This is a genomic window from Bacillus sp. FSL W8-0629 (assembly GCF_038593225.1).
In the GTDB taxonomy this organism is placed as follows: Bacteria; Bacillota; Bacilli; order Bacillales; family Bacillaceae; genus Bacillus; species Bacillus altitudinis.
The window spans coordinates 2,991,131-3,010,717 of sequence record NZ_CP151975.1 but is presented as its reverse complement, the minus strand read 5'-3'; the positions used below and the strand labels follow the sequence as shown (position 1 = coordinate 3,010,717).

23 protein-coding genes and 1 riboswitch are annotated in these 19,587 nt (G+C 39.9%); of the genes, 22 read left to right on the top strand and 1 reads right to left on the bottom strand.

What is annotated here, in order from left to right:
• Positions 1-6: 6 nt before the first annotated feature.
• The 21 genes from NSQ17_RS15725 (at position 7) to NSQ17_RS15625 (ending at position 17,787) form a co-directional block, all read left to right on the top strand.
• Positions 7-1,788 carry an acyl-CoA dehydrogenase family protein gene (locus NSQ17_RS15725; protein WP_046344434.1) on the top strand — a complete coding sequence of 594 codons (1,782 nt, stop codon included), beginning with the start codon at positions 7-9 and terminating at the stop codon, positions 1,786-1,788.
• Positions 1,789-1,898: 110 nt separating this feature from the next.
• Positions 1,899-2,255, top strand: coding sequence for an arsenate reductase family protein (locus tag NSQ17_RS15720; RefSeq protein ID WP_008356673.1), 357 nt, complete (start codon positions 1,899-1,901; stop codon positions 2,253-2,255).
• Between the two features lie 66 nt (positions 2,256-2,321).
• Positions 2,322-2,705, top strand: coding sequence for a glycine cleavage system protein GcvH (gene gcvH, locus NSQ17_RS15715; RefSeq protein WP_008347039.1), 384 nt, complete (start codon positions 2,322-2,324; stop codon positions 2,703-2,705).
• Positions 2,706-2,749: 44 nt separating this feature from the next.
• Positions 2,750-2,986 carry a YusG family protein gene (locus tag NSQ17_RS15710; protein WP_008347037.1) on the top strand — a complete coding sequence of 79 codons (237 nt, stop codon included), beginning with the start codon at positions 2,750-2,752 and terminating at the stop codon, positions 2,984-2,986.
• A 127-nt stretch (positions 2,987-3,113) separates the two neighbouring features.
• Positions 3,114-3,458 (top strand): toprim domain-containing protein, encoded by a 345-nt coding sequence (locus tag NSQ17_RS15705; protein ID WP_008347035.1) that lies wholly within the window; start codon positions 3,114-3,116, stop codon positions 3,456-3,458.
• An 11-nt stretch (positions 3,459-3,469) separates the two neighbouring features.
• On the top strand, positions 3,470-3,772 hold the full coding sequence (locus NSQ17_RS15700) for a thioredoxin family protein (protein ID WP_007500346.1): 303 nt from the start codon (positions 3,470-3,472) through the stop codon (positions 3,770-3,772).
• Positions 3,773-3,892: 120 nt separating this feature from the next.
• Positions 3,893-4,234: an SCP2 sterol-binding domain-containing protein gene (locus NSQ17_RS15695; protein ID WP_008347033.1), complete on the top strand. Its 342-nt coding sequence runs from the start codon at positions 3,893-3,895 to the stop codon at positions 4,232-4,234.
• 102 nt (positions 4,235-4,336) lie between these two features.
• Positions 4,337-4,445: riboswitch (SAM riboswitch) on the top strand.
• 155 nt (positions 4,446-4,600) lie between these two features.
• Complete coding sequence (locus NSQ17_RS15690) at positions 4,601-5,626, top strand: methionine ABC transporter ATP-binding protein (protein WP_024719778.1); 1,026 nt, start codon at positions 4,601-4,603, stop codon at positions 5,624-5,626.
• Positions 5,619-6,287 carry a methionine ABC transporter permease gene (locus NSQ17_RS15685; RefSeq protein ID WP_017368014.1) on the top strand — a complete coding sequence of 223 codons (669 nt, stop codon included), beginning with the start codon at positions 5,619-5,621 and terminating at the stop codon, positions 6,285-6,287. Before NSQ17_RS15690 ends, NSQ17_RS15685 begins: the two co-directional genes overlap by 8 nt.
• A gap of 14 nt (positions 6,288-6,301) precedes the next feature.
• Positions 6,302-7,123: a methionine ABC transporter substrate-binding lipoprotein MetQ gene (metQ, locus tag NSQ17_RS15680; protein WP_342467584.1), complete on the top strand. Its 822-nt coding sequence runs from the start codon at positions 6,302-6,304 to the stop codon at positions 7,121-7,123.
• Positions 7,124-7,432: 309 nt separating this feature from the next.
• Complete coding sequence (locus NSQ17_RS15675) at positions 7,433-7,801, top strand: carboxymuconolactone decarboxylase family protein (RefSeq protein WP_024719777.1); 369 nt, start codon at positions 7,433-7,435, stop codon at positions 7,799-7,801.
• A gap of 215 nt (positions 7,802-8,016) precedes the next feature.
• Entirely contained in the window at positions 8,017-8,154 is a 138-nt protein-coding gene (locus tag NSQ17_RS15670) for a hypothetical protein (RefSeq protein ID WP_162835676.1), read from the top strand.
• Positions 8,155-8,365: 211 nt separating this feature from the next.
• Positions 8,366-9,151, top strand: a complete 786-nt coding sequence (gene sufC, locus NSQ17_RS15665; RefSeq protein WP_007500355.1) for a Fe-S cluster assembly ATPase SufC — start codon at positions 8,366-8,368, stop codon at positions 9,149-9,151.
• An 18-nt stretch (positions 9,152-9,169) separates the two neighbouring features.
• Entirely contained in the window at positions 9,170-10,483 is a 1,314-nt protein-coding gene (gene sufD / locus NSQ17_RS15660; RefSeq protein WP_342467583.1) for a Fe-S cluster assembly protein SufD, read from the top strand.
• Entirely contained in the window at positions 10,483-11,703 is a 1,221-nt protein-coding gene (locus NSQ17_RS15655; protein WP_008347019.1) for a cysteine desulfurase, read from the top strand. Before sufD ends, NSQ17_RS15655 begins: the two co-directional genes overlap by 1 nt.
• Entirely contained in the window at positions 11,693-12,139 is a 447-nt protein-coding gene (gene sufU, locus NSQ17_RS15650) for a Fe-S cluster assembly sulfur transfer protein SufU (protein ID WP_008347017.1), read from the top strand. The genes NSQ17_RS15655 and sufU overlap by 11 nt, the downstream gene beginning before the upstream one ends.
• Positions 12,140-12,156: 17 nt before the next feature.
• Positions 12,157-13,554: a Fe-S cluster assembly protein SufB gene (gene sufB / locus NSQ17_RS15645; protein ID WP_007500362.1), complete on the top strand. Its 1,398-nt coding sequence runs from the start codon at positions 12,157-12,159 to the stop codon at positions 13,552-13,554.
• A 397-nt stretch (positions 13,555-13,951) separates the two neighbouring features.
• The gene (locus NSQ17_RS15640; protein ID WP_096881824.1) at positions 13,952-14,554 is read left to right on the top strand and encodes a hypothetical protein; all 603 of its coding nucleotides are present in this window, start codon (positions 13,952-13,954) and stop codon (positions 14,552-14,554) included.
• A 165-nt stretch (positions 14,555-14,719) separates the two neighbouring features.
• Entirely contained in the window at positions 14,720-15,028 is a 309-nt protein-coding gene (locus NSQ17_RS15635) for a hypothetical protein (protein ID WP_073412669.1), read from the top strand.
• Between the two features lie 276 nt (positions 15,029-15,304).
• Positions 15,305-15,871, top strand: coding sequence for a TetR/AcrR family transcriptional regulator (locus NSQ17_RS15630; protein ID WP_046526624.1), 567 nt, complete (start codon positions 15,305-15,307; stop codon positions 15,869-15,871).
• A gap of 59 nt (positions 15,872-15,930) precedes the next feature.
• Positions 15,931-17,787, top strand: coding sequence for an alpha/beta fold hydrolase (locus NSQ17_RS15625; protein ID WP_342467582.1), 1,857 nt, complete (start codon positions 15,931-15,933; stop codon positions 17,785-17,787).
• A 78-nt stretch (positions 17,788-17,865) separates the two neighbouring features.
• On the opposite strand, the gene NSQ17_RS15620 is transcribed toward NSQ17_RS15625, so the two are convergent.
• On the bottom strand, positions 17,866-18,510 hold the full coding sequence (locus tag NSQ17_RS15620) for an NAD(P)H-dependent oxidoreductase (protein ID WP_342467581.1): 645 nt from the start codon (positions 18,508-18,510) through the stop codon (positions 17,866-17,868).
• 83 nt (positions 18,511-18,593) lie between these two features.
• On the opposite strand from NSQ17_RS15620, the gene NSQ17_RS15615 reads away from it, so the two are divergent.
• Positions 18,594-19,532, top strand: coding sequence for a WYL domain-containing protein (locus tag NSQ17_RS15615; protein ID WP_342467580.1), 939 nt, complete (start codon positions 18,594-18,596; stop codon positions 19,530-19,532).
• The last annotated feature ends 55 nt before the right edge of the window (positions 19,533-19,587 follow it).

The following is a 19,587-nucleotide window of genomic DNA, read 5'->3' as shown; positions in this document are numbered from 1 at the left end:
AACAGGATGAAAGCAATGGAAGATGTAAAAAAGGGTGGCAGTTTCTTAATTGATGAGACGAATTATGAGCATATCTTTACACCAGAGGATTTCTCAGATGAACATCAAATGATCGGGAAAACAACAGAAGATTACATTTTACAAGATGTCGTTCCGCACATCGATCAAATTGAAAATCATGAATTCGAGCATTCTGTTCGTCTCTTGAAAAAGGCTGGAGAGCTTGGCCTGCTTGGTGCGGATGTTCCTGAGGAATTTGGCGGGCTTGGGCTAGATAAAATCAGCTCAGCCATCATTACTGAAAAATTTGCAAGAGCAGGCAGCTTCTCTCTTTCTTACGGCGCCCATGTCGGGATCGGTTCTTTGCCGATCGTGCTGTTCGGCAATCAAGCGCAAAAGGAAAAGTACCTGCCAGGACTCGCCTCTGGAGAAACAATTGCGGCCTATGCCCTAACAGAGCCAGGGTCAGGTTCTGATGCGCTAGGTGCGAAAACAACGGCAGTCCTGAATGAAGCTGGAACACATTATGTCCTCAATGGGGAAAAACAATGGATCACAAACTCCGCATTTGCCGATGTGTTTGTCGTGTATGCGAAGATTGATGGTGAACACTTCTCTGCTTTCATCGTAGAAAAGGATTTTCCTGGAGTCAAAACAGGACCTGAAGAGAAAAAGATGGGCATTAAAGGGTCCTCGACGAGAACGTTAATCCTTGAAGATGCCGAAGTGCCAAAGGAGAATTTGCTTGGTGAAGCAGGCAGAGGTCATGTCATTGCCTTTAACATTTTGAACATTGGACGCTATAAACTGGCTGTAGGGACAATCGGTGCATCAAAACGAGTCATTCAATTATCGGCAGAGTATGCCAATCAGCGCAAGCAGTTTAAAACACCAATTTCTCAATTTAGCTTAATTGGCGAAAAAGCAGCCAACATGTCGGCAAAGCTTTATGCCATGGAAAGTGCTGTATACCGCACAGTCGGGTTATTTGAACAAAGAATGGGTCTGTTAAGTGACGAGGAGCAAAAGGATGGGAAACAAATTGCGCAATCCATTGCAGAATATGCGATTGAATGCTCTCTTTGTAAAGTGCTTGGCTCTGAAACGCTCGATTATATTGTGGATGAAGGTGTGCAGATTCACGGCGGATATGGTTTCATGCAAGAATACGAAGTCGAAAGAGCCTATCGCGACTCACGAATTAACCGTATTTTTGAAGGAACGAATGAAATTAACCGATTGCTTGTGCCAGGCACCTTCTTGAAGAAAGCGATGAAAGGAGAGCTTCCGCTTCTTCAAAAAGCGCAAACCCTACAGGAAGAGCTAATGATGATGATGCCGGAAGAGCCGGGTGATCAGCCGCTTGATCAAGAGAAATACTTACTTGCCCATGCGAAAAAGATCGCCTTGATGGTGGCAGGTATGGCGGCGATGAAATATGGGAAAGCATTAGACAAAGAGCAAGAAATCCTTGTGAATATAGCAGATATCGTCAATGAACTCTTTGCTGCTGAGTCGGCGGTCTTGCGTACGGAAAAAGCAATCGCAGCATCAGGCACAGAAAAAAATGCACAAAAGCTGGCGTATACACAAATTTTCACGCAGGAAGCCTTTTTAAAGATTGAAGCTCATGCGAAAGAATCATTGATTGCCATGGAAGAAGGAGATTCACTCCGTATGAGTCTGTCAGCCCTTCGCAAGCTGACAAGATTCACGCCAATGAATGTCATCGCGAAAAAGCGTGAGGTGGCGAAACGAATCTTTGAAGCAGAGAAATATATCGTATAAGACGGCTGAAAAGGTGCGGATATCATGTCGCACCTTTTTGTAAGCATACATTTAGGTTTTTCATATGTTTTGTGATAAAATGTTGTCACTATTTGCAGGAGGTGAAAATGGTGGCTTTAGATTTTTACGAATATCCATCTTGCGGTACATGCCGAAAAGCAAAGAAATGGCTGGAAGAACACAATAAAGACATCAACAGCATACATATCGTCGAAGAGACGCCTGATAAAGAAACATTAAAAGCCCTTTACGAAAAAAGCGGTTTAGAGCTGAAGAAATTTTTTAATACGAGCGGTCAGAAATACAGAGAGCTGCAACTGAAAGATAAACTTCCTGCAATGTCAGAGGACGAGCAGCTTGAATTACTTGCGTCTAACGGAATGCTGATCAAGCGTCCAATTACAACAGACGGCAAACGAGTGACAGTTGGATTTAATGAAGATACATTTAAAAGCGTCTGGAAATGATGTAACTTTCATTCAGATTGTGGTATCTTCAATATAGATTGTAAGAAAAGACTGGAGGGGTATGAAATGAGCACACCAAAAGATTTACGTTATTCAGAAGAACACGAATGGGTCAAAGTAGAAGGAGATAAGGTGCGTATCGGTATTACGCATTTTGCTCAATCTGAGCTAGGCGATATCGTGTTCGTTGAGCTTCCTGAAGTAGGAGACAAAATTACAGCGGACGAGCCTTTCGGAAGTGTAGAATCAGTCAAAACAGTTTCTGAACTATACGCACCGATTAACGGCACAATCGTTGAAGTAAACGATGAGCTTGATGACAGCCCAGAGTTCGTCAACGACTCTCCATACGAAAAAGCTTGGATGATTGTAGTAGAGCCAGCGGATGCATCTGAAATCGAGAACTTAATGACTGCTGAGCAATATGAAGAAATGACAAAAGAAGACTAATTCATGTGAAATTGGACACTCTACCTTTATGGGGGGTGTCCAATTTGTCTTTTCAAAAAGAACAGGTGGATATAACAGAGCATGTCACTGGACGATTCAAAGAGAGTGGCATGGTGCTTTACCATCAAAACGAAGAGATTGGTACAATGATTAGTGAAAATCAATATGAATTAAAATCAGGTTATTCCTATGATCAAAACCGTTTTTATCGTCTGTCAGATACATTGACCCATGGGACTGAAAAATATGTAGACTGTGACGATGAAAATGGCTGGTGCTGATCACAGATAAGGCTGCAGTAAGTGCTGCAGTCTTTTTGTTGATCAATTGCCCATTCTTTACAACCTGAATGAAAGATTGTAATCTAAGGAAGAAGTGAATCAACGTCAAAAGGGCCGGGTGATCGTGATGAATGTCGAGATAGAAAAGGTCATCATTGTAGAAGGTAAATCAGATAAACAGAAGCTAAAAGAAGTCATAAGTGAACCTGTTACCATCATTTGCACCAATGGCACGATCAGTACATCGAAGCTGGATCAGCTTGTGGACGATTTATTCGGGAAAGACGTTTACATATTAGCAGACAGTGACGATGCTGGCGACAAACTGCGGAAGCAATTTCGAAAAGAATTCCCTGAAGCACTGCATCTTTTTGTCGACAGAACGTACCGCGAAGTGGCCGCTTCACCGTCAGCCCATATTGCATCTATTCTATTAGCTGCAAACATTGATGTTCATTCGAAATATTTATAAGGGTGACGTATATGAAAGAGATTGAAGAGCATGAATTCAAGGAGATAGAGGACGATTTATTTCTTTTGTACTTATATACACCATTTTGCGGAACATGCCAGCTGGCAAAGAAGATGCTGGCAGTGGTTGATGCCATGCAGCCGGAAGTTCCTTTTTATGAGAATAACTTAAATTACTCGCCAAGTTTTGCGAAAGCATTTGAGATCGAAAGTGTCCCTTGCTTTCTCCTGTTTAAAAAGGGTGAAATCGTGCAAAAAGGCTATGCCTTTCACTCCGTTCCATATCTTCACGAAATGATTGAAACCGCTAAATAAAGCGGTTTTTTGTCATATTTCAAGCAATTCATTTGAAAATTTGTCGAGCTATTTATAAAGGACAAGCCGATGTTTGTAGAGAAATGTTATGTATAACCAAATGACAGGGAGGTTATACATGTGGAAAATGTGAAAGCCCATGGAAGTGCAGGGCAGCGATTATTGTTAAAGCCGTTGCTCTCATCATCATCCTTGAAGATTACATTTGAGGCGGAAACGGACTCTTGTACATTGATTGTGGATGAACGTGGTGAAGTGAAGAAACTACCTGCAATTGAGTTATCGGATCTCATCTTTTATGGTGAGCGAAAAGAGATTTTGCAATTATTAGATGGAGACATGTCCTTACAGCAGCTGATCAGCAGAGGACAAGTGAAAGTGAAAGGCTCATTTCGAGCACTTCTTCGACTAGAAGCAGTACTTTGGCTGACGAACGGTTTTTTTCGAAAAATGATAACGTAGTCGTTTACTTGGAAATTAGCGATTTACAGCGTTGACATATCTCAGATAGCATGATATTCTACGTTAGTAAAAACATGAACATCACATAAAACAACATATTTTCTCTTATTAAGAGAGGTGGAGGGACGTGCCCTATGAAACCCGGCAACCGTCAGCATAGCTGAAATTGGTGCCAATTCACTCAAAGCCGCAATGCTTTGAAAGATGAGAGAAAGGCGTATTTGATATAAAAGGCCTTTCTGCTTGCGTTGCAGTTAGGTCTTTTTTACTGACCTGGCGTCAGGCTAGCGTCATAACAGTCGGAAGAATAATTGAACGTATGTGATGGCAACCTATAGATTCAGCAAGAAAGCAGGTGAACAGACTGTGATCCATTTACAGAATGTATCAAAAACGTATCATTCAAAAAGCGGAAATGTTGATGCCGTGAAAGACGTCAACTTGGATATCGATAAAGGTGAAATATTCGGAATTATCGGGTATAGCGGCGCAGGGAAAAGCTCCCTGATTCGCCTATTAAACGGTCTGGAGCTGCCAACAGAAGGAATCGTTGAAGTGGCAGGCAACCGAATCAATGAAGTATCGAATGCGAAACTTCGGAAAGCAAGACAAGAAATCAGCATGATTTTCCAGCACTTTAACTTGCTCTGGTCAAGAACAGTGAGACAAAATATTATGTTCCCGCTCGAGATCGCAGGTGTACCAACATCAAAACGGAGAGCTCGTGCAAACGAACTGATTAAATTGGTCGGTTTAGAAGGAAAAGAAAATGCCTATCCTTCTCAGCTCAGCGGCGGGCAAAAGCAGCGTGTAGGGATTGCGAGAGCATTAGCGAATGACCCAAAAGTTCTGCTATGTGACGAAGCGACATCTGCTCTTGATCCACAAACAACAGATTCCATCCTTGAGCTTTTAGCCGATATTAATAAACGACTAGGACTCACCATTGTATTGATCACACATGAAATGCATGTCATTCGCAAAATTTGTCACCGTGTGGCGGTGATGGAGAATGGCCGTATTGTCGAAGAAGGCGAAGTATTACGTGTCTTCAGACAGCCGAAAGAAGAAATGACGAAACGATTCGTGAAACAGCTTGCTGAACCAGAAGAAGCAAAAGAAACGATCGAGCACGTCCTAGAGAGAGTAAAAGAAGGTCAGGTCGTCCGGTTGTCCTTTATCGGAGATTCTGCCGAACAGCCGCTGATCACGGAAATCATTCGATCCTTCAAGGTCGATGTGAACATCCTGCAAGGAAAGATTTCTCAAACGCAGGAAGGCGCGTTTGGAACACTCTTTATCCATATTAATGGAGACGAGAACGAAGTTGAAAAAGCCATCGCCTATATCCAAAGCAAACAGGTTGAAATCGAGGTGATGACACATGTTTGAGAAATGGTTTCCGAACGTTGATCTAGATGTCATTTGGGACGCGACGGGTGAAACAGTGTATATGACACTCATTTCATTGGCATTTGCCTTTGTGATCGGTATTATTCTTGGCCTACTGCTCTTCCTTACAGGAAAAGGCGGTCTTTGGGAAAATAAACCGATCAATGCTGTCATCGGCGCAGTCGTCAACATTTTCAGATCGATTCCTTTTATCATTTTAATTATTCTTTTACTAGGGTTTACGAAATTTTTAATGCATACAATTTTAGGCCCAAATGCAGCATTACCAGCCCTTGTCATTGGCTCAGCTCCTTTCTACGCACGTCTTGTTGAAATTGCACTGCGTGAAGTAGACAAAGGAGTCATTGAAGCAGCACGATCTATGGGAGCAAAAACGTCGACCATTATTTTCAAAGTATTGCTGCCAGAATCACTGCCAGCCCTTATTTCAGGAATTACTGTAACAGCGATTGCTCTGATTGGCTCTACTGCGATTGCAGGTGCAATTGGAGCAGGCGGACTGGGTGACCTTGCTTATGTGGAAGGATACCAATCTGGTAATACAGATGTCACACTTGTAGCCACAGTGTTTATTCTGATCATCGTCTTTATCATTCAAATAATCGGTGATTTGATTACAAATAAAATTGATAAACGTTAAGGGAGGAATTATTCATGAAGAAATTGATTTTAAGTGCACTATTTCTAGCATTTGCAGGCATTTTAGCTGCGTGCGGTTCATCAAATAACGCAAGCGATAACAAAACCATCACGGTTGCCGCTTCAAAAACACCACATGCCGAGATTCTTGAAGAAGCAAAACCACTTCTAAAAGAAAAAGGCTACGATCTAAAAGTGAAAGTACTGAGCGATTATAAAATGTACAACAAAGCATTAGCTGAAAAAGAAGTGGATGCAAACTTTTTCCAACATATCCCTTACTTAAACGAAGAAAATAAATCAAACAAAGATTACAACTTAGTGAGTGCTGGTGCCGTTCACCTTGAGCCTTTCGGTATCTACTCTAAGAAATACAAATCAGTAAAAGATATTCCAAACGGCGGCACGATCATCATGACAAACAACGTAGCTGAGCAAGGACGTATGCTTGCCCTATTACAAAATGCTGGTGTGATCAAGCTTGATCCAAAAGTAGATACAATCAACGCAACAGTCAAAAACATCAAAGAAAACCCGAAGAACCTAAAATTCAAAAAAATCGCTCCTGAACTAACAGCGAAAGCTTATGAAAACAGTGAAGGCGATGCAGTATTTATTAACGTTAACTATGCGATCCAAAATAAATTGAATCCGAAAAAAGATTCAATTGAACTTGAGCAAACGAAAAACAACCCGTATGCAAACATCGTCGCTGTTCGCAAAGGTGACGAAAAATCAGAGAAGATCAAGGTATTAATGGAAGTTCTTCACTCTGAAAAAATCAAAGAATTCATCGACAAAAAGTATGATGGTGCAGTATTGCCTGTATCTGAATAACAACTTGTAAACCTCGCTTTCATCAAAGCGAGGTTTCAACGTGTAGACAAACCCTCGCATTCGTTGTCAGGTCTGCGCTCCGGTGCTCACGAATGTCAAATTCGCTCTGCTCCGGTACTCGCCCTTCCTAGACTGCAAAGGTTTTCTATCACGCTGAAAAAAGAAGACAAAGGGCTAAAATAAAGATCATTTTAGCCCTTTGTCAATCATCTGCAACCTCGCTTTCATGAAAGCGAGGTTTTTTTGTGTATTTTTTCAAATCTCGCTCATAATAAAAACGAACAAATGACCTGAAGGGATGGAATGAAGATGAATGAACAACATATGAGCGGATCGATGCAGCAATCACTGACGGATTATAAAACGGCAATGGGTGAATTTCAGAAGAAAATGCCGGTGTTTGGCAAGAAATTCAATGAATTTACGGAGCAGTGCTTTCAGAGTGATTCCTTAACACAAAAAGAAAAACAAATGATTGCCCTCGGCATCAGCATTCATGCACAGGATGAATATTGCATGATCTATCATACAAAGGGAGCACTCGATCAAGGCGCAACAGAAGAGAATTTGCTGGAGGTCGTCAGTGTGGCGACAGCGTTTGGTGGCGGTGCTGCGCTAAGTCAAGGCATCACAGTTGTTCAGCAATGTATCGATGAATTTGGAGGACAGACGCATTAAGGGAAGGATAAGATGGTATTTTTCCATCTCAGGGAGTTGAGTCGTTCTCAGCCGGTTGTGTGAGAAAATATGCCAGCATAGCGTGTTATATCCCTTTTGAGTGAAGCAGCGTGCCTTTGATACAATGAAGCTACACTCAAAGAAGGGAATGGTTTATTATTTGTTCGGACCATAGTACACTGGGATTGGATTATACCGCCGAGATGGAAAAGGCCATGCATAAAGCTCATGGCATGAGCTATGCAGAGTACGAAAGAGACCATGACTTAAGGATGAAAGTGGAATATAAACGAGAGCAGTCCTATCGAGATGAGAAAAGGCAGCTCGCAAAAATGAATATACAAGGCTATTAAATAGCTAAGGGACGGGGAGAATAGTTTCCCGTCCTTTCTTTATGAAAACTGTCTTTTCGACATAAATCCTTTTATCTACCTGTATTTTTTGTTAGAATTTTGAGAGCATCCTCTCACGCTTGTCGTGAATGTGTTGTATTCACTTTTAATTTGTTATAAAATTAGAATGAGAATAAATTGAGAATAATGATTATTTTGGAGGTATCGATATATGACTGCTTCGACATTAACAATTAAGGACTTGCACGTTGAGATTGAAGGGAAAGAAATCTTAAAAGGTGTAAACCTAGAAATAAAAGGTGGAGAATTCCACGCAGTAATGGGACCAAACGGAACAGGTAAATCTACTTTATCTGCTGCTATCATGGGCCACCCTAAGTATGAAGTGACAAAAGGCAGCATCTTGCTTGATGGCGAAGATGTTCTTGAAATGGAAGTAGATGAGCGCGCTCAAGCGGGTCTTTTCCTTGCAATGCAATATCCATCTGAAATTAGTGGTGTGACAAATGCAGACTTCCTTCGTTCGGCTATTAACGCACGCAGAGAAGAAGGCGATGAAATCTCTCTCATGAAATTCATCCGCAAAATGGACGAAAACATGGAATTCCTTGAAATGGACCCAGATATGGCACAGCGCTACCTAAACGAAGGTTTCTCAGGCGGGGAGAAAAAACGCAACGAAATTCTTCAATTAATGATGATTGAACCAAAAATCGCCATTCTTGACGAAATCGATTCTGGTCTTGATATCGATGCGCTGAAAGTTGTTTCTAAAGGAATTAATAAAATGCGCGGCGAAAGCTTCGGCTGCTTAATGATCACTCACTATCAGCGTTTATTGAACTACATCACACCAGATCACGTTCATGTCATGATGCAAGGACGTATTGTGAAATCTGGCGGACCAGAACTCGCGCAGCGTCTAGAAGCAGAAGGTTATGACTGGATTAAAAAAGAGTTAGGAATTGAAGACGAAACTGTTGGTCAAGAAGCGTAAGCGTTAGGAGGATTATTGATGACATTAGAAACGAAATTATCAGTAGATCAAGATTATGTCAAAAGCTTCTCCGAGAAGCATCAGGAACCGGCATGGATGAGTTCCCTTCGCTTACAGGCTCTTGAAAAAGCAGAAGACCTTCCAATGCCAAAGCCTGACAAAACGAATATTTCTAAATGGAATTTAACCAATTTCAAACAGCATACAGTCGAAAGTGCGCCATTTGGATCTTTAGAAGAGCTTCCTGAAGAAGTGAAGTCTCTTATTGATTTAGAGGACACAGATAAGACAGTCTACATTCAGCGTGATCAAACGCCAGCATACTTGTCTCTTTCTACGGAAGCAAAAGACAAAGGCGTGATCTTCACTGATATCCATACAGCGATTCGCGAACATGGAGACCTAGTGAAGAAATATTTCATGACAGATGCAGTGAAAGTGGATGAGCACAAACTAACAGCTCTACATGCTGCTTTAGTGAATGGCGGAGCTTTCCTCTATGTACCGAAAAACGTAGAGCTTGAAGCACCCATTCAATCCGTTTATCTTCATGAAAATGACGAAACAACGTTGTTCAATCATGTCATCGTTGTAGCAGACGATCATAGTGCTGTGACATATGTCGAAAACTACATCAGTACGGCAACACCAGAAGAAGCGATCTTCAATATCGTGTCAGAAGTCTTCACGGGTGCAAATGCCCGCGTCACTTACGGTGCAGTGGATAACCTTGCAGAAGGTGTGACAGTCTATGTGAATAGACGTGGTATGGCAAATGGCCGTGACAGTAAAATCGAATGGGCGCTTGGTCTGATGAATGATGGAGATGTCGTGTCTGAAAACATCACGAAGCTTATGGGCGACGGTACATTCGGTGATACAAAATCAGTTGTTGTTGGCCGCGGGAATCAAACGGAAAACTTCACAACAAGCATCATCCACTTTGGTAAAAACTCTGAAGGGTATATCTTGAAGCATGGTGTCATGAAGGATCAAGCATCTTCTATCTTTAACGGGATTGGTAAAATCGAGCATGGCGCAACGAAGTCAAATGCAGAGCAAGAATCTCGTGTTCTCATGCTGAGTGAGAAAGCACGCGGTGACGCTAACCCAATTCTTTTAATCGATGAAGATGATGTAACAGCAGGGCACGCTGCTTCTGTTGGGCGTGTTGATCCAATTCAACTTTATTACCTCATGAGCCGTGGGATTTCCAAAGAAGATGCAGAAAGACTTGTCATTTATGGCTTCTTAAATCCAGTCGTCAAAGAACTGCCGATTGAAGGAGTTAAAAAGCAGCTCGTTTCTGTGATTGAAAGGAAAGTAAAATAATGAATATCAAAGACGTTCGTGAGCAGTTTCCAATCCTTCATCAGCAAGTGAACGGACATGATTTGGTGTATTTGGACAGTGCAGCGACATCTCAAAAACCACGAGTTGTCATTGATGCAATGAATGAGTATTACCGGTCTTACAACTCGAACGTCCACCGGGGTGTTCATACCCTTGGCACAAAAGCAACGGACGCATACGAGGGTGCAAGAGAGAAAGTTCGAGCATTCATTGGCGCTTCTTCTGTCCAGGAGATTATTTTTACTAGAGGTACAACAACAGCACTGAACACAGTGGCAATCAGCTATGCTAGAGCAAACCTTAAAGAAGGCGATGAGATCGTCATTACGCATATGGAACATCATGCGAATATCATCCCTTGGCAGCAGGCAGCAAAAGCAACTGGCGCCACATTGAAATATATTCCGTTACAGGAAGACGGCACGCTGTCGCTTGAAGATGTGAAGCAAACCATCACACATCAAACGAAAATCGTTGCTGTCACACATGTCTCAAACGTATTAGGAACCATCAACCCAATTAAAGACATCGCAAAGATTGCTCACGATCACGGTGCAATTATCGTCGTCGATGGTGCCCAGAGCACCCCTCACATGCAAATTGATGTTCAGGACTTGGATTGCGACTTTTTCGCCTTCTCTGGGCATAAAATGTGTGGACCGACTGGCATTGGTGTTCTTTACGGGAAGAAGGACCTTTTGAATAATATGGAGCCTGCTGAGTTTGGCGGTGAAATGATCGACTTTGTGGATCTATATGATTCTACATGGAAAGAGCTGCCGTGGAAATTTGAAGCGGGAACACCGATTATTGCAGGAGCAATTGGGCTCGGAAAAGCGATTGATTTCTTAAATGACATCGGAATGGAGGAAGTCAGCCGTTACGAGCATCAGCTTGCGACTTATGCACTTGAGCGCTTTAAGGAGCTTGAAGGTGCCACGGTTTACGGACCGCAGCACCGAGCTGGACTTGTGACGTTTAACTTAGACGACGTCCATCCTCATGATGCCTCAACTGTTCTAGATACGGAAGGTGTCGCCATTCGTGCTGGACATCACTGTGCACAGCCGCTCATGAAATGGCTTGGTGTATCAGCGACTGCAAGAGCAAGCTTCTATCTGTACAATACAGAAGAGGAGATTGACGAGCTCATGGCAGCGCTCCGTAAGACAAAGGAGTATTTTACGAATGTCTTTTAATGTAAACTTAGACACACTGTACAGACAAGTGATTATGGATCATTATAAAAATCCGAGAAACAAAGGTGTGTTAAACGACAGCATTGTCGTCGATATGAACAACCCTACGTGTGGTGACCGCATTCGTCTCACGATGAAAATCGAAGACGAAAAAGTCATCGATGCGAAATTTGAAGGAGAAGGATGCTCGATTTCGATGGCATCTGCCTCTATGATGACGCAGGCGATTAAAGGGAAAGATATTGAAACAGCTTTGAAAATGTCTCAGATTTTCTCCGATATGATGCTAGGAAAAGAATACGACGATTCCATTGATCTTGGTGACATTGAGGCGCTGCAGGGAGTGGCAAAATTCCCAGCGCGCATCAAATGTGCAACATTATCCTGGAAGGCGCTTGAAAAAGGCGCATCTGCCGAAGATAACGGCAAATCATAAGATTGGAGTGAAAATGGATGGCTAAAAAAATGCCAGATGTTGGTGAATATAAATACGGCTTTTCTGATAAAGACGTTTCCATTTTCCGTTCAGAGCGCGGACTGACAAAAGAGATCGTTGAAGAAATTTCTCGTATGAAAGAAGAGCCTCAGTGGATGCTCGACTTCCGTTTGAAATCTCTTGAGCACTTTTACAACATGCCGATGCCACAATGGGGCGGAGATTTAAATGCATTAAACTTTGATGAAATTACGTACTACGTAAAACCATCAGAACGCTCTGAGCGTTCTTGGGATGAAGTGCCAGAAGAAATCAAACAAACCTTTGATAAGCTTGGAATCCCTGAAGCAGAGCAAAAGTACTTAGCAGGTGTATCTGCTCAGTATGAATCTGAAGTTGTGTATCACAACATGAAGCAAGATCTTGAAGATCTAGGCATTGTGTTTAAAGATACAGACAGTGCATTAAAAGAGAACGAAGACATCTTCCGTGAGCACTGGGCAAAAGTCATTCCTCCGACTGACAACAAATTTGCTGCGCTTAACTCGGCTGTATGGTCTGGTGGTTCATTCATCTACGTACCAAAAGGCGTAAAAGTAGATACACCACTTCAAGCATACTTCCGAATCAACTCTGAGAACATGGGTCAGTTCGAACGTACACTGATCATCGTTGATGAAGGCGCACATGTGCATTACGTAGAAGGTTGTACAGCTCCAGTTTACACAACAAACTCACTTCATAGTGCGGTTGTTGAAATCATCGTGAAAAAAGGCGGCTACTGCCGTTATACAACGATTCAAAACTGGGCAAACAACGTCTTCAACCTTGTGACAAAACGTACAGTATGTGAAGAAAATGCAACAATGGAATGGATTGATGGAAACATCGGTTCTAAGCTGACAATGAAATACCCAGCGGTTATCCTAAAAGGTGAAGGCGCTCGTGGTATGACATTAAGTATTGCCCTAGCAGGTAAAGGTCAGCACCAAGATGCAGGTGCAAAAATGATTCACCTTGCACCAAACACATCTTCAACGATCGTATCGAAATCGATTTCCAAACAAGGCGGTAAAGTCACATACCGCGGAATCGTTCACTTCGGACGCAAAGCAGAGGGTGCACGCTCAAACATCGAGTGTGATACACTCATCATGGATAACAAATCAACATCTGATACGATCCCTTATAATGAAATCTTAAACGACAACATTTCATTAGAGCACGAAGCGAAGGTATCAAAAGTATCAGAAGAACAGCTATTCTACTTGATGAGCCGCGGAATTTCTGAAGAAGAAGCAACAGAAATGATCGTCATGGGCTTCATCGAGCCATTCACAAAAGAACTGCCAATGGAATACGCCGTTGAAATGAACCGTTTGATTAAGTTTGAGATGGAAGGTTCGATTGGTTAATACAGAGGATTGAAAATGATTGATATAAGAGGTTGATGAAGCGTGCCGAATTTGTGCCCATCAAGATGACCTTTTAGTGTAGGAGACGAACTTTTTAAGTTCGTCTTTTTCTATTTCATTGGTTACATCTAAGTTGACTAAAAAATGTAAAAATCTTTATTGAATGATACTGGATTAAGATTTCTCTTTTCACTAAGAAGGTTAAAGGTAGACAAAAGTGGAAAGATCCTACATCTGGTTGGTCCATTTCAAGAGATTTTGGGAAAGGGAATTCTCATGGAGGAAGTTACTACAAATTAATGAATAAATCCGGAGAGCGTATAGCTACACTAAATAAAAGTGGTCGAGTATGAATAAAATAAGAATTGTACATAAAAGAATGAATGGAGAATGAGATATGGTTCACCTAGATTATTTACAAAGTGAATTCAATATTGATTTAATTAATGATTCCTTTAACGAGTTACCTCTAAGCCTTCATATTCAACTCGAAAAAGACATGTATCAGTTTAATGATCAAGGCCATTTAAATCCTCAATATTTTAATAAGGTTTATAATGTTGCAATAAGTATATTTGATGAACTTTTTGGGGAGAACGATTTATTGTTCGTCGTCACAATTGTTCGAAGCGAGCATTCATTACAGAGGCCGATAGGAGTATATAGTAAATATTCAAAAAAAATTAATAAATATAGACTCAATGTAAAAAATTCTAAAGATGAGAATGGAAAAGTCATTCAGTATTCTTTAGAAACAAAAAAACAGCATATAGAGTACAAGAAAATAATCAAGGCTATATGTAATCAAGATTTTAAAAGTATGGCTCCGAGGTTCAATGACAAATATTGTAGTTATCCTGAAATATTCTTTATAAATAAAGATTTTATTTATCATATTTATGATGACAGAGGGGCATTTTTATTATTTAAGGATGAGAGAAAGTATGAAAAATTTAAAACAAAGTATAGTACTTTAATGGTAGGAGAAGATTATAATTAAAAGAAACTCTCTTATTATTAGTTTCCTCTCACTATTAATAATTCATCTTGTTAGATATTTTGCTGACGAAAACAACTCTTATGATAGCTTACGTCTTTCGAAATTTAATGTTTAATTTTCGGAGGCTCATAGATAGTCTCTTAATTTAGGGAAGTGATTAATGATATGATAAGTGTTCTTGAAACATTTATGGATGAACCTTGGTGGATAATCAATGAAAGTATGTCGGAGTTTTTAAATGATGAATTAAAGAAAGAAGTTCATCCACATCACATTCTCTACGGAAAAAAGGCTATCGCAGTTGCGAAAAGGGAAGATACCGATGATGTCGTTTATTGGATAAGTGAACTAAAAAAATTCGCATTGGTTCATCTAACGTATTCCGTAGAAAACTCAAACCCATATCCAAAAACACAGTTGCTTACAATAGTTGAATTGGAGGAACATTGTAAAAATGTATCCGAGTTTTACTAAATATGTGCTGATTCAAAAGTAGAGGGAACCTTGACAATAAAGGTTCCCTCTTAATTTCATTCATTACCAACACTAAAGTTTAACAGAGCCATTATTTAAATAAACCACATCATGATTATCATTAAAGCCATGGAATGGGATATAGGGTTTGTTTCCTCATTTGCGTTTGACTGTATCGAGAAAACTTTTTCATCAAACTCTTTTCTAAATGATCATAAATACTTGCAACATATAATTTAGTACTGTATAGTTCTAATTATGACAAAGGCAAAATTAATGAATCAAAAACGTGTACTTGAAGTAGCTGCAACATTATTTTTGGAAAAAGGGTTTGCTTATACAAGTATGGATGAATTGGTACGTGTAAGCAAAGTATCAAAGTCTAATGTGTATTATCACTTTTCTAATAAGGAAGAATTATTAGAAGGGGTCGTTGATTATTGGATTGACATGTATCAATCCGCAATGGATGACGTACTGTCTCAGACCCAATTTTCAGTTGAAGATCGTATTCAACTGTTTTTAAAGCAATTATCACAAGGCGTTCAGTCGAGAGAGTATAAGGGTGGCTGTCCATTTATTACTCTTTATATTCAAAGTCCTGCAAAGGCCACACAAATAAAAGAAAAAATAGGACTTTTTTTCACAGGATTACAAGAGAAAGTTTCTCTATTACTGAAACAAGGGGTAGAGAATGGGGAATTCAGAGATTCGATTCAGATTGATGAGGTGGCATCACTTTTTATGACAAATCTTGAAGGAGCGTTATTTATTTCAGAAACATTGAAAGATGCCACTGTCATCACAAAAACAGCAGATCATTTATTTAACTTGCTTCGATAAAAGAAGCATTTTTTTTTACATCAAATTAGTACTAATTAGTACTAAAAAGGAGACCTCAGATGAAAACAGTATTTTTAATTGGTGGAACGGGCTTTATTGGGAAGCAATTAGTCGAGGAATTAGCGAAAGAGGATGTGAACATTCTTCTTTTAGTAAGGTCAAAAAGTAAAGCAACACGCATTTTTCAAGAAAGAGGTATTTTAAAAGAGTCAGTGATGCACTTTGTTGAAGGTGATTTGACGAAAATAGATTTAGGTCTAAGTCCTGAAGATAAAGAGAGGGTATTGAAGACGGATGTGATGATTCACGCAGGAGGCCCTATGGATATTCAAGCGACAAGTAAAGAGGCAGCTTCTGTCTTTTTGAATGGCGCCAAACACATTAGTGAGTTAGCTAAAAGTATTCATCAATTGAAGGGCTTGCAGCAATTTATTCATGTTGTCGGTTATATGAGCCCCTTTGATGATCAAAATAGCAAGATTGCCATCGACGTGTTTGAAGAAGGAAACGATTACTTGAAAATAAAAAATCCTTATGAGAGAACAAAGTTTTTAGCAGATCTTTATATTCGTCAACAGGCATCAGCAGTAGGTTATCCGCTTTCTGTCATTAATCCGCCAACTGTTGTTGGTAGTAGTCAAACAGGGAGTACAGAGCAAATTGCAGGATTGGGTTTGCTTGTAAAGAGTATGCGAAGAGGGCTCATGCCGGTGATTCCTGGAGGTAAGGACTATCGGTTACCACTTATTTCAAACGATGAGTTTGCGAAGTTTATTGTACAGGTTTTCAAGTTGGAGCAGCCGGCTATTCAAACATATACACTTGTTGAAGACAAAGAGCACGATCAGAACGTTGCTGGACTATTAAGTATTATGTCAGAAAGTATGAATATGAAGGCACCTAGCATCTCTGTTCCTATGCCACTGATGAAAGCTATCATGAAGAGTGGTGTAAGTAAACTCACAAACATTCCTTCTGACGGATTGAATTTTATGACAAAACGAATGTTCTCAAATGTTTCAGTGAAAAAAATAATGGGAGAAGATTGGTTTAAGAAGACGAGTGTCATGACATTTTTCCCTGCTGTAGTAGCTGATCTAGATTATCGAATGATGGCTCAAAATGGTGAGCACCAACATTTATTTAAACGAACATTATGCGATAATAACACCCTTTACCAATTACAAGGAGAAGGGAAGCCGTTTATTTTATTACATGGTTTATTGAGTGATGGAGAAGATTTATTTCCTTTAGCACAGGAGCTTCATGAGGAAACAGGTCAACCTGTATGGATTTTGGACCTTCCTGGTTTGGGGCGTTCTCCCTTTAAACGAGAGAAACATCTTCTAGATATCTATTTAAATGTAGTGAAAAAAGTAATAGAAAAAGCGACGAATGGTGCACATCTAATCGGTCATTCATTCGGTGCGTATATTCTTTTGGAAGCATTGGGACAAGAATACATCGATAAGAAGTATTCCATCACTTTACTTCAGCCGCCTGTTGCTAAACAAAAGGCAAAAACACTACATGTTCCTCAATTTCTGAACAAATGGACATTAAGATTGGCAACGACTCATTTGATAGAGCGTTATGTATTAAGAAATGGTTTGTTTGAAAGCACGGAGAGCATCCCTAAACATTATATTGAAAAAATCAGAAACAGCTTTACTTCTCCTAGAATTTTAAATACGACGGTTCAGCTTAACCATTTATTACTGAAAACCGATCGAGGTGACTTTAAAGAAGTCACAAAGGATCATCTTCACATGATTTGGGGGGAGTATGACAGAGGCTATTCTGCGCCATCGCATCTTGGGAAGGTTGATTTTGTTCCGTATGGCCACCATTTCCCTCTTAGCCATCCGAGTGAAACGGCAGCATTAGTCATCAATAATATTTGTACTAGCAGATAGGAATCACCCCAAAACAAAAAAATAAGATTGATGACAAGTGAGCAAAATTTTTCGTTCTGGGTCTTGAAAAAATAGAGGTTAACGAGGTGCATAAAACGCATCAAAGGTTTTCGTCATATCATCAGATGCAGATTGTAAGATAGTTTTTTGATCTAAAATCGCTGTTCCTTGTGCCCGGACAATATGAAATTGATGAAAGCCCATCAAGTTTTGGAATATTTCCTTTAGATAATAATATGAAAATTCCAGTGGTGTGTACCGATCGTTATTTGTGAAAATTGAGCCGCTTGCTTGAAGCAAAAGTACACGAAAATCGTCAGTCATCAGACCAACTGAACCATTTTCTGTATACTTGAACGTTTCTCTAGCAATGAAGATATTATCTATATAATCTTTCATACGTGACGTCACATTGAAATTATGAACAGGTGATACAATCACGATTCGATGATGTGCTTTGAATTGAGCCAATAAAGCAGCAGAAGAAGCGGCGATTTTTTCTTCGGTAGCCGTTAATGCTTGTTCGGATGCTTGCTTATCCCAAATACCTAGTAGCTGTTCTTTTTCGATACGGGGAATTTCAGTTCCATATAAATGTAAAATTGTTGGCTCCTCATGAGGGAATCTTTTTTTAAACTGTTCTAAAAATAGTGTTTGCAGTTTGCTTGAATAACTTTCTTGATGAGTGAAATCAGGGTGCGCGTTAATAATGAATGTTTTCATATGCATGCTCCTTTTCTTTTGATAAACTGAGTATAAAATATAAAGATGACAAAACATGTCACCTTTTTCAGAAGGAAAATCAAATGAAAAAATCAGAACGCTTAAACCAAGAGCTTATATTTTTAAGTGATAAATATTCATTTCAGTTAAAGGATTTAGAATCGGAATTCGGCATTTCTAAACGTACGGCTTTAAGAGATATGGAAGAGCTAGAGTCCATGGGCTTAGCTTTTTATGTTGAAAATGGCAGACATGGAGGATATCGGCTCGTGAATCAATCTCCATTGGTTCCGATCTATTTTCAAATAGATGAAGTTCAAGCCATTTTTTTCGCTCTTAAAGCCTTAGATCTGTTGTCAGCAACACCGTTTAAAAAGTCTTACTCACAAATTCGCCAAAAACTGTTTGCTACAATGTCTGATGAGAGAAAACATCGGATCACGGAGATTTTGGATGTGATTCATTACTATCATGTCGCGCCAGTGAGTGAACAAAATCATTTGGATTTGATATTGCAGGCAATGATGGAAGATCAAATCGTGAAGATGACATACACTCAATATGAACATAAAAGGATCAGGCTACAATTTCTTGAGTTGTTTTATCGAAATGGGATTTGGTTCACCGAAGCATATGATGTTCAGAATAAAAAGTGGGGCATCTACAGATGTGATTGTATGACGGACATGATGATCGAAGAAGAAACGAAAGACACTTTTACGAAGGAAGAATTAAAAGCACTGCAGCTCGAGTACGAAAAAACCTATCATGATATCTCTTTTAAATGTCGATTAACGGAACAAGGGAAAGAGAAGTTTTTGAAGAATCATTATCCGAATATGAGATTGGAGACCATTGATGATACGCCTTATATTGTAGGGGGATACAACCAAGAAGAATTATCGTATATGACTCACTATTTGATCTCATTTGGGAAACATGTGAAAATTGAATACCCCGATGAATTAAAAGAGAGTTATTTGACTCAATTGCAAGAAATGATGGATCAATATATAAAATGAACGGATTGTATCTGAATCACAAAAACTCAACACATGAAAAAAGGCGAACTGTCGT